The organism is Streptomyces sp. NBC_01363 (assembly GCF_026340595.1).
Classification (GTDB): domain Bacteria; phylum Actinomycetota; class Actinomycetes; order Streptomycetales; family Streptomycetaceae; genus Streptomyces.
Genome location: NZ_JAPEPF010000002.1, coordinates 2055876 through 2070284, shown reverse-complemented (window position 1 = coordinate 2070284; position 14409 = coordinate 2055876). Strand labels below are relative to the sequence as shown.

The window sequence follows — 14409 nt, the reverse complement described above, 5'->3', positions numbered from 1 at the left end:
TGCACCATTCCGCCCGGACGGCTACGGGTGTCCCTCAGGAGTGCGGCGCCTCAGCCGCAGTTGCAGCATTGCTTCGAATCGTGCCTCCGGGTCGTCGAGATCGATGCCCGCGACCACGGCCAGCCGCCTGAGCCGGTAGCGGAAGGTATTGGGGTGGATGTGCACGGCGGCAGCGGCGGCTGGCACATCGCCGAAGGTGCTCAGCCAGGCGTCCAGGGTCTCCGTGAGGGCCGTGTTGTGCCGGGCGTCGTAGGCGAGCAGCCGTATGACGGGGCCGTCCGGCAGATCGTCCTCGGCGGCCATCCGGTCCGTCAGCTCCTCCAGCAGCGAGGCGGCGTAGACGTCCGACAGCCGCGCCGCCCTGCGCGGCGTGCGACCGGAGCCGAGGACCCGCAGCGCACGGTCCGCGTCGGCGCGCGAGCGGCGCAGCTCCACCGGGCGGGCGGCGAGCCGGCCGATTCCGATGACGGCGGGCACCCGGTCCCCTATCCGGCCGAGGAACGCCTCGGCCACCCGCAGCCCCTGCTCGTCCGAACTCGTGGGCAGGACCGCGTAGATGACTCCGCCGAGTGTGGCGGCGGCAGTACGGGGGTGGATCGCTGCCAGGTGCAGGGTGAGCGCCTCCGCCACCCGATGGCCCGCGGCCACCCGGTCGGGCGCGTACTGCTCGCCGGTCACCGCGAGTGCCAGTACGCAGGCGGGCTGGGCGGACAGGCCGAGCCGCACGGCGGCCTGCGGTGCGTGCGTACCGCCCTCCAGGACGGTGGCGAGCAGATCCGCACGCAGCCGTCGTTCGGCGTCCTCGCCCGTGCGGCGGCGCAGCAGATGCAGGGCGGCCACCTTCGCCGCCTCCTGCAGCGCCTGTGCGCGGTCCGCGCTCAGCGGTCCGTCGACCACGACCCAGATCGATCCCAGGATCTCGCCGCCCGCGCGGACGGCGATGGCGACCCGGGGCTTGTCCGAGATGCCGGCCACATAGACGGGTTCCTCCTTCCGGTAAAGGGCCTGGAAGGCGCCGCGTTCCTCCAGGGCGCGCAGTTTCTCGGCGGGCACCTGACGGTCGAGGATGGTCGCGATCCTGGCGTCGTCACCCTCGTCCTGCCGGCTGGAGAAGGCCAGCACCCGTCCACCACGGTCCTCCACGGTGACCGGGCCGTCCAGCAGCCCGGCCGTCGCGTTGGCCAGGGCGAACAGGTCACCGGCGAGCGGCTCGGTGCCGTCCGCCTCGTCGGGGCCGCCCACCGTGCCGAGTTCGTCGACCGCGAGCAGCGACCGCAGCAGCGCGGCCACCTGGGCCCAGGAGGCGCCGGGCGTCAGGCCGAGTACGGTCAGGCCGGTGCGGGCGGCCGCCTCGGACACGGGTCCGTCCACCGGGACCGGCGAGCGGACCACCACGGCCGCCGCGCCGAGCCCGGCGGCCGTGTCGACCAGGTCGGCGACCGGCCCGGCGCCGTACACACCGACGCCGAGCACCACCGCCCCGGGCAGCCTCGCCGGTTCGTCCAGGGGGTCCTGGATCAGCACTCCGCTGACGGTGCGGGCCGGATCGGCCTCCCCGGCCACCACTTCGATCAACGTCGACCCGAGATCGTTGAGGATCCGGCCGAGCACGGCCCGTGGCTGCTCCGTCATCCTCACAAGGTAGTTGATCGGAGTTCGTCGACGGCGAGTGCTGCCACCTGCCCGATCACCCGGTCCGCCCGGGAATTGTGCAGGTCCGGCCTGTCGGACCGGGTGAAGACGGCCACTGCCCAGCGCCCGCCGTCGCGGTCCTCGATCACCCCGGCCTCGTTGCGCCAGCCCGGCAGCGTCCCGGTCTTGCCGGCGATGCGGTAGCTGTCGTCGAAGCCGGACCACAGTCGGTGCGGCCATATCTGCTGGGACATCACGGCCCGTACCTCGGCGCAGGCTTCGGCGGGGCCGGCCTCGTCGCGCCAGATCCGGACCAGCAGTTCCGCGATGTCGCGGGCCGTTCCCCGGGTGGTGCGTTCCGGGACGCACACCGACAGCTCCAGGAGCTTCTCCGGCCCCTGCGCGGCAAGTGCCGCCATCCTCGTGTGCGCCTCGACCTCGGTGGTCACGCCGAGGTCGGCGAAGAGCGAGCCGGTCAGCTCCAGACAGCCACCGATCAAGTGGGTCCGACGCAGGCCCAGTTCGGCGAGCAGCCCGTTGACGGTGTCCAGACCGACCCGGGCCAGCACCACATCGGTGGCTGCGTTGTCGCTCATCGTCAGCATCATGTGGACCAGGTCGCGCAGGCTCATCTCGACCGGGTCGGCGCAGCCGGAGGTGCCGATGCCGCCGTCGCGATAGCGCGGGTCCACCGAGTGGCGCTCGGTCCTCTCCAGCCGTCCTGCGGCGGCCTCGCGTGCGTAGGCGAGTGCGATCGGGATCTTGAACACGGAGGCGAGGCAGACCGGTTCGTCCGCCGCGACGCCGATCGTGCGGTCGCCGTCGATCTCTCGGGCGAAGAAGTGTCCCTGGACCTCGGCGTCGTCGAACGCCGTCCGGATCCTGGTCTCGACGGTGCCCGACACGGTTGCGGTCATCGGCTGATCCATTCGGTCGATTCGGTCACTGCGGCCAACTGCTCGGGGATCGGGGAGAGTCCGAGCCCGGGTGCGCGGGGCACGTCGAGATGGCCGTCCTTCAGCACGAACGGTTCGGTGATGTCGGTCCGGTAGTACCGGTCGGAGGCGGAGGTGTCGCCGGGCAGAGTGAAGCCGGGCAGTGCGGCGAGGGCGACATTGGCGGCCCGGCCGAGGCCGGTCTCCAGCATTCCGCCGCACCAGACCGGGACGCTGTGCGCGGCGCACACGTCGTGGATCCGCCGGGCCTCCAGATAGCCGCCGACCCGCCCCGGCTTGATGTTGACGACCGAGCAGGCACCCATGGCGATCGCGTCGGCCGCCGAGCGGGCGGAGACGATGGACTCGTCCAGACAGATGGGGGTGCGCACCCGCTCGGCCAGCGCCGCGTGTCCCCGGATGTCCTCCTCGTCCAGGGGCTGTTCGATCAGCAGCAGCCCGTACGGGTCGAGCCGGGCCAGCTGTGCGGCGTCGGCGAGGGTGTACGCGGTGTTGGCGTCGACCTGGAGCAGTACGTCGTCGCCGAAGCGCTCCCGGACCGCGCGCACGGGTTCCACGTCCCAGCCGGGTTCGATCTTCAGCTTGATCCGCAGGTAGCCCTCGGCGAGATAGCCGTCGACGGCGTCGAGCAGTGCGGGGATCGAGTCCATGATGCCGACCGACACCCCGGCCGGCACCCGCTCGGCCGTCGCCCCCAGCCACTGCCCCATCGACAGTTCATGGACGCGCAGCCAGGCGTCCAGCACCGCGGTCTCCAGTGCGGCCTTGGCCATCCGGTGCCCCTTGAACGCGGCCAGTGCCGGGGCGACCGCCCAGGGGTCGAGTGCCGGCAGGGCGGCGAGCGCGGGCACGAGATAGCTGCTCAGCACGTCCGCCGCGGCCACGGTGTACTCCGAGGAGTACAGCGGATCGGCCATCGTGACGCATTCGCCGTAGCCCTCGTGGTGCTCGGTCTCGACCCTGACCAGCAGAATCTCCCGGGCGGTCATGGTGGCGAACGAGGTTCGGAACGGTGCGACCAGCGGCATCGCGATCCGGCGCAGTTCCACACCGACGAGCTTCATGCCTGCCTCTCCTGACGTTTGTCGATCACGTACCAGCCGTCCCGGGTGAATCCGGTGACGGTGTGCCCCTCGGCCATCAGGCCGCCGAGTACCTCGCGCAGCGCGTACCGCCACTCGCGGGCCAGGGTCGGGTCGGTGCGGCGCAGTGTCTCTACCTCCGTGGGGATCCGGACGAGGACGGTTTCGCCGTCCCGGCGCCCGACGGCGGGGCCGCCGTCGGGCTTGGCGTCCAGACCGACCACGGCGTGCGCACCGGCGTCGTCGACCATGACGATGTGAGGTGTGCCCGCGGCGGCTGCGACGGCGTGTTGGCCGGTCAGCTCCCAGCGGACCATCAGCCGGTCCGTCTCGGTCCCGGCATTGACCTCGTCCTGCATCGCGCCGTAGAAGTCGGCCAGGTACTCGCTCGGCGCCGCCCCCAGTTTGGCCAGGTTGAAGTAGGCGTTGCGGCTGATCAGCGGGTCGAAGGTCCAGGTGACCGCGGTGATGCCACGGGCCAGCGCCCAGGCCCGCTGATGGAGTTTGACGGCGAAGCCGACATTGCGGCCCCGGACGCTGTCGTCCACCCCGGCGATGTGCGAGTGCAGTCCGGCGGTGGCCAGGAAGCCCAGGCAGAATCCGACCATCCGGCCGTCCTGGTGGACACCGACGACATAGCTGCCGGAGTGGGCGAAGACCCTCAGCAGCTCCGGGGTGATCAGCGGGTTGCCGGGATCGGGCCGCCAGACCCGGTCCAGCACCTGGCAGGCCACCAGCATCTCGTCCAGCCCGTGCAGCTCCGTGACGGTCACGCCGGCACGGTGCGCGGCCAGGTCGGAGGCGGCTGCCGCGGCAGCCGCCTCCGTGCCGTTCACGATGTCACCCGGCCGGGTCGGAGCAGCGGCTCGTGTACGAGCGAGTCCACCAGGGAGGCCACCAGTGCGGCGCGGCGGGGCAGTTCGGCGACGACCACATGCTCGTCGTCCGCGTGCGCCCCGCCGCCCACGGCCCCGAGGCCGTCGAGCGTGGGCGTGCCCGCTCCGGCGGTGAGGTTGCCGTCTGATCCGCCGCCGACTGCGACGCCGCACAGTGAGCCGAAGCCCAGCTCCGCATAGCGGTTTCGGGCGAGTTCGAACAGCTCCGCCGACGCGCTCGCCTGCAGCGGCGCCCGGTCCGGGCCGCCGGAGAGCTTGAGCGAGGCGCCCGCGAGCACCGGTGCGAGACCCTGCATGGCACGGTCCACCCGGTCCTGTTCGGCGGCCGTCTCCACCCGTACGTCGACCAGCAGCCGGGCCGCATCGGGCACCGTGTTGCGGGTGGTGCCGGAGGAGGCCACGGTCGGCGTCACCGTGGTGCCGGTCGCCGGATCGGCGATTGCGGACAACGCGAGCACCTGGTGGGCCAGTTCGGTGGTCGTGTTGACGCCGCGCTGGGGTTCGAGTCCGGCGTGCGACGCGCGTCCGGCAATGTTCAGTTCGTAGCCGGACACACCTTTGCGCGCAGTTTTCAGTGCGCCGCCCTCACTCGCCTCCAGGACGAGTACGGCCCGGGTCCGGCGGGCCTCGGCCTCGATCAGGGTGCGCGAGGTCGGGGAGCCGATCTCCTCGTCGCCCGTGAGCAGGACCGACACCCCGTCCAGGTCGTCGAGCACCGACAGCGCGTGGAACAGCTGCACCACGCCGGCCTTCATGTCGAAGCAGCCGGGTCCTGTCAGCCGTCCCCCGGCCACCTCGCAGGGGTGCCCGGCCAACGAGCCCACCGGCCACACCGTGTCGAAGTGGCCAAGCAGCAGAACCCGGTCGCCGGAGCCGAAGCGCCAGCGCAGAGCGGGCGTCCCCGAGCCGTCGAGCCACTGGGGCGCCGCGCCGGTCAGCCGGGTGCCGAGCCCGGAGACGACCCGGGCACATTCGGCGACGGCGGCCAGATCCTCGCTGGGCGACTCGGAGCGGACCAGCTCCTCGATGTCGGCCAGCAGGCCCGGCAGCCCCGCCTCCAGGGCGGTGGCGATTGCGGTCACGTCAGCCCACCTTGGGGGTGGCGCGGCCACCGTGGTGAATGTAGGGCGTGCCGTCGGCGAGTGTGTAGAACACGACGGGGACCCAGAGCTTCATCCCCGGCCGCTGCACCACGAACAGCCCCGGCTCGACCGGGTGCAGCTCGTACTCCTTCTCCGTGTCGGAGATCAGCTCGGCGAGCGGTCCGGTGATGCGCTCGAGCATCACCAGGCCGCCGTCCCGCTCCACGATCTCCACCCTGCTGGAGAGCCGCTGGTACACGCCGACATAGTCGGCGGGGTCCACCGCCACCGGCTCCGTCGCCGGCTGGATGGCGGTGCGCATCGTCACGCCGGCCAGTTCCTCGACGATCTCCTCGAACACGTCCCGGAAGAGGCTCATGGTGTCGCCGCCATTGGTGAGCAGGCAGATCGCCAGGTCGGCCTCCGGCAGCACCCGCAGGAACGCGCTCTGCCCGATCGTGCCGCCGTCGTGTCCGTACACCCGGCGTCCGTCCCAGGTGTCGAGGAACCAGCCCAGCCCCCAGGCGTGGCCCAGGAAGTGCGGGTCGGGGAGATCGACCTGCGGGGTCTGCATGGCGGTGACACCCTCGGCCGACAGGATCTTGGTGCCGTCCTCGGTGACGCCGTTGTCGAGGTGCAGCCGGGCGAACTTCAGTACCTCGCGCGGCGTCGAGCAGATCAGTCCGGCCGGTCCGGCCGAGCGCATCAGCCCCCACTGCGGCGCCTGTACCGGCGGCTCCCCCAGGTGTCCGATGGCGGCGCGGAAGCGCAGCACCTCCTCCGGCAGGGTCGCGGTGTGCGTCAGACCGAGCGGACGGTACAGGCGCTCACGCATCAGCTCGTCCCACTGGACGCCGGTGACGGCTTCGAGCACCCGGCCGAGCAGGGTGAAGCCCGCGTTGCAGTACGACATGGTGGCGCCGAGCGGGTGGTTGGGGGTGGTGTCGCCGAGCAGCGCGGCGAACTTCTCCAGGCAGTCGTCGCCCCGGCCGGTGTCGGTGAAGAGGTCGCCGTCGATGCCGCTGGTGTGGTCCATGAGGTGGCGGATCGTCAGCCCCTGGGTCAGCTCCTCGTTCGCGAGCCGCAGTTCGGGGAGTACGGAGACGATGGGCGCGTCGAGTTCGAGGAGGCCCTCGTCAACCAGGGCCATGGCCACCGTGGTGGTCCATACCTTGGAGATCGAGCCGATCTGGAAGAGGGTGTCGGTGGTCGCCTCGATCCTGGCGTCGGTGTTGGCCAGGCCTACGGCGGTCTCGGCGATCAGCTCGCCGCGGTGCAGGATGCCGAGGCTCGCGCCGGGGACGCAGTGGCGGGCGGTCAGCTCGGTGAGGCGGGCGGACCAGCGGGCGGACAGGTCGGTGGTGTCGGTCATGTTCGTCTCCAATTCAGTTTCGTACAGCGGATTCAGCGGATCGAGGTGTTGGTGTGCGTGGTGACCCAGTCGATCAGGCGACGGGAGTAGTCCTCCCGGTGCGAGGGCCGGCCGTCCAGGAGGAACAGATGGGAGCTGCCGGGGTACACGACCAGCCGGGCCGGCACGTCCCGGGTGCGCAGCGCGTGGAACCACTGCTCGGCCTGGCCCACCGGGCAGGTACTGTCCGCACCGCCGTGCAGGATCAGGGTGGGTGCGCGTACCGCGTCGGCGTGGCTGATCGGCGAGAGTTCCGTCAGCCGTTCCGGGTCGCCGATCTCGTAGTCGGCGATCAGGTGTCCTTCCTCGGAGGTGCCGGACATGCTCTTCAGGTCGACCAGGACGCCGCCCGGCACGACGGCGGCGAAGAGGTCGCTGCGGGTGGAGAGCCAGCAGGTCAGATAGCCGCCGTAGCTGTAGCCGGTGAGCGCGATCCGTTCCGGGTCGACGAGTCCCTCGTCGACGAGGGCGGCGACCGGTTGCAGGACGTCCTGTTCGTCGGTCTCGCCCCAGGCGCCCACGGCGGCCGTGTAGAACGCCTCGCCGTAGCCGTCGCTGGCGCGGACGTTCAGCGTCAGGATCGTCCAGCCCCGCGAGGCCAGCTCCTGGTGGTAGAGGTGGACCGGGTCGGAGTGCGGCGCCCAGGCGTTGTGCGGGCCGCCGTGCACGTCCACCAGCAGCGGGCCGCCCGGGGGCGTGTCCGCGGCACGGGTGATCATGCCGTGCACGACTGTGCCGTCCGCGATGGTGAACTCGCGTTCGGTGACCGGGTGGAGGGCGATCCCGGGCAGCGACCGGGCCATGTGGTCGGTGAGCCGCGCGGGCTGCGGCCCGGCCGACGGCAGGCCCGGTTCCCCGGACGTCCAGGCGTCCAGGTCGAGCAGCACGACCTCGGCGAAGCGCGTCGCGTCGGAGACCACGACCGCCGCACGGCCGGCCTTGGTGACGACCGAGCATCCGCTGACCCCGGTGCCGACGGGCAGCGGGGACGCGCTGATCCCGGCCGCGTCCAGCCGGAACAGGCGGGTGGCACCCCGGTCGCGAGCGCAGAAGACGATGTCGTCGCCGTGGAACTGCGGCAGCGCGCCCGGGTATCCGGGGCCGCCGCCCATGACGTTGCGGTCCAGGGCGGCGCTGAGGGACACCGGAGCGGATCCGTCCAGCGGCTGGCGCAGCAGTTCCGAGTGGCCGACGCCGAACGTGGTCCGGCCGACGACGAGCAGCGCGGACCCGTCGGGGTACCAGCTCACCGGACCGACGAGACCGTCCACGGGCCCGACCCGGCGGGGCTCGGACGCGTTCTCCCCGACCCCCACGACATGGGCGGCCGAGGGGCCGAACACGGCCGCGTCCGAGGTGGTCTGCGCCGGGTAGGCGAGCTGGGTGCCGTCGGGCGACCAGCTCGGCGGGCCGACGTGCCGGTCGCCCTTCGTGAGCTGTGCGACCTCGCCCGAGTCCACCTCCACCACGAACAGCTGCGTGCGCAGCGACCCGATCAGGCCCGCCCCGTCCGCCTTCCAGCCGAGGGCGTCGATGACCACCGGTGCGCTGTCCGCGCGATACGTCTCGGAGGCGGCGAAGGCGATGCGTGATCCGTCCGGGCTCCAGACCGGCGTGCCCGCCCCGGCCGGGCACCGGGCGGGCGTGGTGAGTGCCACGGCCTCTCCCCCGTCGGCGGACAGCAGATGGAGCTGCCCCGCGCGCAGGAAGGCCAGCCGCGCCCCGTCCGGGGACCAGCGCGGCGCGGTGTCCGCCGGGCCGTGGGTGAGGCGCCGGGCCGGGCCGCCCCCGCCGCGTACCTCCCAGATCGAGCGGATCACACGGTCGTTGTCGGCGTCCTGGGTGGTCAGGGTGTAGGCGACGCGTTCGCCGTCGGGGGACAGCGCGGGATCGCCCGGGATCTCGAACCGGTACAAGTCGTCGATCGTCAGTGGTCGGGGCATGACGCCTCCTCGGCGAGGGCAAGGGTGGGTACGCAGGAGATCAGGTTGCGGGTCGTCGGGTGCTCCGGGCGCTCCAGCACCCGGTCGGTGGGGCCGCATTCGACGAGGTGTCCGCCGTCCATCACGGCGACCTGGTCGCAGAGGTAGCGGACGACCGCGAGGTTGTGGGAGATGAAGAGCATCGCGAAGCCCAGTTCGCGCTGGAGGCGGCGGAGCAGATTGAGCACCGCGCCCTGGACGGACACGTCCAGGGCCGAGGTGATCTCGTCCGCGATCAGCACGGCGGGCCGGGCGGCCAGGGCCCTGGCCAGGGCCACCCGTTGGCGCTGGCCGCCGGAGAGGGCGTCCGGGGTGAGCGCGGCACGGGCGGGGTCGATGCCGACCAGTCCGAGGAAGCGTGCCACCTCGGCATCGCGTGCGGCGCGGCGTTCCCGGGCCGGTGCCCTGCGCCCGGTCGCCTCGCCCGGTCCGGTCCCGCCGGACAGCGCTTCGGCCACGGACGCGCCGACGGTCATGCGCGGATCGAGCGAGGCGTACGGGTTCTGGAACACCAGCTGCACCGGGCTGCGCCCGCGCCGGCGCGCGGCATCGCTCCCGTCGACCAGTACACGTCCCGACTGCGTCGGCGCCAGTCCCACCACGGCCTTGCCGAGGGTCGATTTTCCCGACCCCGACCCGCCCACCAGTCCGGTCACGGTTCCCTCCGGCACCAGCAGGTCGACGTTGTCCACGGCGGTGAAGCGGCCGTAGCGCACCGTGATCCCGCGCAGTTCGAGTGAGCTCATGACGTCGCCTCCGCTGCGTATGACGTGGCCACGACGGGCCCACACCCGGCCGCCGTCCCGACCGGGTACCAGCAGGCGACCTGTCGGCCCGGCCCGAAGGCGGCGAGTCCGGGGGCGGCTTCGTGGCAGCGTTCCCGGGCGCGTTCGCAGCGCGGTGCGAACGGGCATCCCTCGCCGGTCTCCCCCGGTTCCGGCGGCCGGCCGGGGATGGTCGCCAGTTCCGTCCCGGGGTCCGTGGCCATGGTCGGGACCGCGCCCACCAGGGCCCGGGTGTACGGGTGGGCGGCGCCTTCGAGCAGTTCGCCGACCGGGAGGTGCTCGACGATCAGGCCCGCGTACATCACCAGGACGCGTTCGCAGACCTGGGCGACGACGGCGAGGTCGTGGGAGATCAGCAGCAGCGCGGCGCCGGAGTCCTCGCGCACCTCGGCGAGCAGGTCGAGCACCTGCTGCTGGACCGCCACGTCGAGCGCCGTGGTGGGCTCGTCGGCGATGATCAGTTTCGGCTTCCCCATCAGTCCCATCGCGATGACGGCCCGCTGCCGCATCCCGCCGGAGTACTCGTGCGGCCGCTGCCGGGCGCGGCGTTCCGGCGTGGGGATGCGCACGGCGGCGAGCCGGTCGACGGCGCGTGCCGCGGCCTGTGCGCGGCCGGCTCCCAGGTGCACCTCGGCCACCTCGGCGAGCTGGCGGCCCACGCGCAGGGCCGGGTTCAGCGAGGCCATCGGGTCCTGGAAGACCATGGCCAGTTCGGTGCCGAGCCGTGGGTCCGCCCGCAGATCGTCCCCGTCGAAGCGGAGGGTGTCGGCCGAGACCCTGCCCGGGTACGGGACGAGATCCGCGAGTGCCAGCGCGCTCAGGCTCTTGCCGGAGCCCGATTCGCCGACCAGGCCGACCGCCTCGCCCGTGCCGATGTCCAGCGAGATCCCGCGTACGGCCTGCCGCCCGCCCGGGAACGTCACCCGCAGATCGCGTGCCCGGACCAGGGCCCCGGCGTCGCCGTCGGCGACCGGTTCGTCCGGTGTCGCCGGCCGCTGCTGCGGCGCCGGCTCCGGCGTGTGGGGCGCGCGTCGGCCACCGGCCTGCGCGAGCACCTCGCCGACCAGGCCGAACATCAGCCCCGTCAGGACGACGGCCGCGCCGGGTGCCAGGGCCGCCGCCGGGTTCACGAAGATGCGGTTCAGCTGTTCGTTGAGCAGCCGCCCCCAGTCGTACTGCGGCGGCTGTACGCCGAGCCCGAGGAACGAGAGGCCGGAGAAGGCGACCAGGATGCCGCCTGTCGCCTGGGTGGCGAACAGCACCACCGGTTCGGCGATGTTGGGCAGCAGATGACGTACCACCAGCTTGAACCGGCCGGCCCCCAGGATCCGGGCCGCCGCGACGTAGTCGGAACCCGCGATCGAGGCCGTCAGGTTCTGTACCAGCCGCGCCATGGGCGGGACCATGGCCAGCCCCACGGCGAACACCGCGCCGGTGCTGCCCACCCCGAAGATCGTCGCGAGGAAGAGCAGGAACAGCAGTCCCGGAAAGGCCACCAGCACGCCGACGGTCGCGGTGATCAGCCGGCCCAGGCGTCGGCCCACGACCGCCGGGGCGACGCCCAGCAGCAGCCCGCCGCCGACACCGATCACGGCGGCGAGCAGGGTGAGTCGCAGGGTCAGCCGGGTCGCCACCACGACGCGGGCGGCGATGTCCCTGCCGAGCTGGTCCGTGCCCAGCAGATGGGCGGCGCTGCTGCCCTGGTTGATCGCGTCCGTGTCGACCTGAGCCGCCCGGTCGCCGAGCAGCACGGGGCCGAATACGGCGACCAGTGCGACCAGCAGGCAGGCGGTGAGCGCGGTGACGCCGATCGGCGTCCGGAGGGAGCGGCCGAGCCGGTGCCGCAGCGAGCTGTCATGGTCCTGATGAGGCATCGTCAACTCCCGCGGACGGTGGACTGGGGGTCGGCGACGGCCACGGCCACGTCGACGGCGAAGGTGATCAGCAGTGCGGCGGCCCCGTAGACCAGCACGACGCCCTGGACCAGCGGATAGTCCTTCTCGGTGATCGCCTGGACGATCGTGGTGCCGAGGCCTGGCCAGGCGAAGACGTTCTCGACCAGCACGGTGCCGGCGAGCAGCGAGCTGAACAGCAGGCCGCCCAGGGTGAGCGAGGAGGTCAGCAGATTGGGCAGCGCGTGCCGCAGATAGCGCAGCCGGGCCGGGAGCCGCTTCGCCCGTGCGGTCCGCATGTAGTCCTCGCCGAGCACCCGTAGGGTCTCCACCCGGACGATGCGTGACAGCGTCGCCGCCGGTACGACGGTCAGGGCGAGCACCGGCAGTACGTAGGAGTCCGGGCCGCCCCGCGAGGCGACCGGGAAGAGCGGCCACGCCACGGCGAACGCCGCGATCAGGCCCACCGCCAGCAGGAATTCGGGCACCGCGCCCAGGAACCCGGTGACCCCGGTGAAGGCGAGTTCACCGCGTCGCCTCCGGCCGTCCTTGGTCAGTACCGCGGCCGTCATGCCGACGGGAACGGCGATCAGCAGGATCAGCACGAACGCGGGGACGGCGATCTGCAGGGTGGCCGGGAGCCGGCTGGAGATGATCTCGGACACCGGCATCTGGGCGCCGATCGACTCGCCGAGCCTGCCCTGGAGGAGGTTCCCGACGAAGTCGCCGTACTGCTTCAGCAGCGACTGGTCGAGGCCGAGCGACTGTCTGCGGGCGGCGACCAGGGCCGGGTCGGCGGTGGTGCCGAGAGCCGCCCGGACCGGATCGCCGGGGATCAGGTGGATCATCGCGAATGCGGCCGTGACCAGCGCCGCGAGCGACACCAGCAGCCGCCAGGTGCGACGCAGGGCGAATCCGGTCCACGGGTTGCGGACCCTCGCCCCCAGGGAGTCCAGGGTGATCGTCGCCATCAGTCGGCGCTCCGGCGCAGGGTGCTCGGGACGATACCGCTGCCGTCCACCTCGAAGGTGACCCCCTTGCCGTAGTACCGGTTCGCCTTGCTGACGATCGGCACGATGTCGACGTTCTTGACCAGGGCGGCGTCGGCCGCGTCCCACAGGGCGCAGCCGGCGGCGCCGGGCTTGGCCGCGGCCTGGGCGGTGAGCCGGTGGTACTCGGGGTTGGCGATGGCGCCGAAGTTGTTGCCCTTCGGCGGCGGCGGACCGTCGTAGAACTGGGTCAGCTGGTCGGGGAGCGTGACTCCGATGGGCGCCCAGGCGATGTCCCAGTCGCCGCCGCCGAGGGTGCTGACGATGCTGCCGGAGCCCTTGGGTTCCGCCTTCGCCTTCACGCCGAAGGACGTCCACTGCTGGACGGCCAGTTCGACCGCCGAGCCGACCTGCGGCCCCTGATTGGTCGCGTAGCTGAACCCGACGGTGAGCGGTTTGCCGTCCTTGGTCCAGGTGCCGCCGCTCTTCACCCAGCCGGCCCCGGTGAGTGCGGCGGCTGCCTTCGCCGTGCCATGGGCGGGGAGGTTGCCCTTCACCGTGTCGCCGGAGCAGGGGGTGGGGGCGATCTCACCTATGCCGGTCGCCGGCCTGCCCTTCCCGCCGGTGGCGACGTTTCCCAGCTGTTCGAGATCCAGCACGGAGACCAGCGCCCTGCGTACCGCGAGGTCGGCGGTCGGACGGCCGGCGGCCTGGTTGAACAGGAGCTGTCCGAACAGCGCCTGCAGGCTCCGCTTCTCCACCTTGGCCGCGTCCAGCCGGTCCTGGTCGGCACCGTTGATGAGGGCGACATTGATCTGACCGGCCATCAGGAGATTGGCCGCGGTCGACTCGTTGGCGACCACCTTGACCACCACCTTGCCGGGAAGGCCGGCACCGGTGGATCCGCGGGGCCCCCAGCTGTACCCGTCACGCTTGACGTACGTGTAGTGGTCGCCCGGGACCGCCTCGGTCAGCCGGTAGGGGCCGCTCGCGTTGGTGGCCCTGGCCAGTACGGTCGGCCTCGCCAGGCTCTTCTTGCACAGCAGCGGCAGCAGCCGGGCCATCTGCACGATGAACGGGGCGGGCTTCGTCGTGGTGACGTTGACCGTCCGGGCCGCCTTGTCGGCCTTGGCCACCGCGGTGACGGGGACGGAGAGGCCGAGCATCGGCGACTGGTTCTTCGGATCGGCGATGTGGTTGTACTCGGCGGCCACGTCCTCGGCGGTGAGGGCCGAGCCGTCCTCGCAGGTGACTCCGGGGCGGATGGTGAACTTCGCCGAGGTGGTCGTGGCGGACCACTTCTCGGCCACTCCCGGCAGTAGCGAGCCGTCGGCGTCGATGTGCACGAGCGTGTCGTACGCGAAGGAGTTCATCGCCAGTGCGGTGCTGACCAGCGCCGTGGTGGGGCTGAGGCTGCCCGGATCACCGGAGATGGCGACCACCACCGTCGAGCCGCCGGCACCCCCTGCGGACGTGTCGCCGCCGCATGCGGTCGCGGTGCCGAGCAGGCCGAGCGCCGTGACCACCGCGGCCGCCGCCCGGGACCTGCGGGCCGTTCTGTTCCTGGTCTCCGTGCCTGCGGTGCTGGCCATGGTCACCTCCGAGGGAGCGGCACGCCGCCGCCGAGTGAAGGAACATTAGGCAGCGCCGGACCGGCTCCGAATGGTCGTGCCACACGAAAAACCGGCTCCCCGACGGTGCT

General features: G+C 72.1%; 11 protein-coding genes. All 11 read right to left on the bottom strand.

The genetic code is table 11. From position 1 onward, the window contains the following. Positions 1-21 precede the first annotated feature (21 nt). Genes OG611_RS37125 through OG611_RS37075 form a run of 11 tightly spaced genes read right to left on the bottom strand, consistent with a single transcriptional unit; the run spans position 22 to position 14299 of the window. Positions 22-1632: a CdaR family transcriptional regulator gene (locus OG611_RS37125; RefSeq protein ID WP_266430552.1), complete on the bottom strand. Its 1611-nt coding sequence runs from the start codon at positions 1630-1632 to the stop codon at positions 22-24. Positions 1633-1634: 2 nt separating this feature from the next. Beyond that, complete coding sequence (locus tag OG611_RS37120) at positions 1635-2549, bottom strand: serine hydrolase (RefSeq protein ID WP_266430549.1); 915 nt, start codon at positions 2547-2549, stop codon at positions 1635-1637. Continuing rightward, positions 2546-3652, bottom strand: a complete 1107-nt coding sequence (gene menC, locus OG611_RS37115; protein WP_266430546.1) for an o-succinylbenzoate synthase — start codon at positions 3650-3652, stop codon at positions 2546-2548. Before menC ends, OG611_RS37120 begins: the two co-directional genes overlap by 4 nt. Further along, positions 3649-4506 carry a GNAT family N-acetyltransferase gene (locus tag OG611_RS37110; protein WP_266430543.1) on the bottom strand — a complete coding sequence of 286 codons (858 nt, stop codon included), beginning with the start codon at positions 4504-4506 and terminating at the stop codon, positions 3649-3651. Before OG611_RS37110 ends, menC begins: the two co-directional genes overlap by 4 nt. Then, positions 4503-5648 (bottom strand): M20 family metallopeptidase, encoded by a 1146-nt coding sequence (locus OG611_RS37105; protein ID WP_266430541.1) that lies wholly within the window; start codon positions 5646-5648, stop codon positions 4503-4505. Before OG611_RS37105 ends, OG611_RS37110 begins: the two co-directional genes overlap by 4 nt. Before the next feature lies 1 nt (position 5649). Beyond that, positions 5650-7020, bottom strand: coding sequence for a serine hydrolase (locus OG611_RS37100; RefSeq protein ID WP_266430538.1), 1371 nt, complete (start codon positions 7018-7020; stop codon positions 5650-5652). A gap of 32 nt (positions 7021-7052) precedes the next feature. Then, the gene (locus tag OG611_RS37095) at positions 7053-9002 is read right to left on the bottom strand and encodes a S9 family peptidase (RefSeq protein ID WP_266430535.1); all 1950 of its coding nucleotides are present in this window, start codon (positions 9000-9002) and stop codon (positions 7053-7055) included. Next, positions 8987-9787, bottom strand: coding sequence for an ABC transporter ATP-binding protein (locus tag OG611_RS37090; protein WP_266430532.1), 801 nt, complete (start codon positions 9785-9787; stop codon positions 8987-8989). The genes OG611_RS37095 and OG611_RS37090 overlap by 16 nt, the downstream gene beginning before the upstream one ends. Further along, a complete protein-coding gene (locus tag OG611_RS37085) occupies positions 9784-11700 on the bottom strand; it encodes a dipeptide/oligopeptide/nickel ABC transporter permease/ATP-binding protein (protein WP_266430529.1) in 1917 nt (638 codons plus the stop codon). Before OG611_RS37085 ends, OG611_RS37090 begins: the two co-directional genes overlap by 4 nt. A 2-nt stretch (positions 11701-11702) precedes the next feature. After that, positions 11703-12689, bottom strand: a complete 987-nt coding sequence (locus OG611_RS37080; protein ID WP_266430526.1) for an ABC transporter permease — start codon at positions 12687-12689, stop codon at positions 11703-11705. Beyond that, complete coding sequence (locus OG611_RS37075; RefSeq protein WP_266430524.1) at positions 12689-14299, bottom strand: ABC transporter substrate-binding protein; 1611 nt, start codon at positions 14297-14299, stop codon at positions 12689-12691. Before OG611_RS37075 ends, OG611_RS37080 begins: the two co-directional genes overlap by 1 nt. Positions 14300-14409 lie beyond the last annotated feature (110 nt).

Coding starts and splice junctions, on each gene's coding strand:
- OG611_RS37080 (WP_266430526.1), bottom strand. CDS start 12,689: ATGGCGACGATCACCCTGGACTCCCTGGGGGCGAGGGTCCGCAACCCG.
- OG611_RS37085 (WP_266430529.1), bottom strand. CDS start 11,700: ATGCCTCATCAGGACCATGACAGCTCGCTGCGGCACCGGCTCGGCCGC.
- menC (WP_266430546.1), bottom strand. CDS start 3,652: ATGAAGCTCGTCGGTGTGGAACTGCGCCGGATCGCGATGCCGCTGGTC.
- OG611_RS37125 (WP_266430552.1), bottom strand. CDS start 1,632: ATGACGGAGCAGCCACGGGCCGTGCTCGGCCGGATCCTCAACGATCTC.
- OG611_RS37090 (WP_266430532.1), bottom strand. CDS start 9,787: ATGAGCTCACTCGAACTGCGCGGGATCACGGTGCGCTACGGCCGCTTC.
- OG611_RS37120 (WP_266430549.1), bottom strand. CDS start 2,549: ATGACCGCAACCGTGTCGGGCACCGTCGAGACCAGGATCCGGACGGCG.
- OG611_RS37100 (WP_266430538.1), bottom strand. CDS start 7,020: ATGACCGACACCACCGACCTGTCCGCCCGCTGGTCCGCCCGCCTCACC.
- OG611_RS37095 (WP_266430535.1), bottom strand. CDS start 9,002: ATGCCCCGACCACTGACGATCGACGACTTGTACCGGTTCGAGATCCCG.
- OG611_RS37075 (WP_266430524.1), bottom strand. CDS start 14,299: ATGGCCAGCACCGCAGGCACGGAGACCAGGAACAGAACGGCCCGCAGG.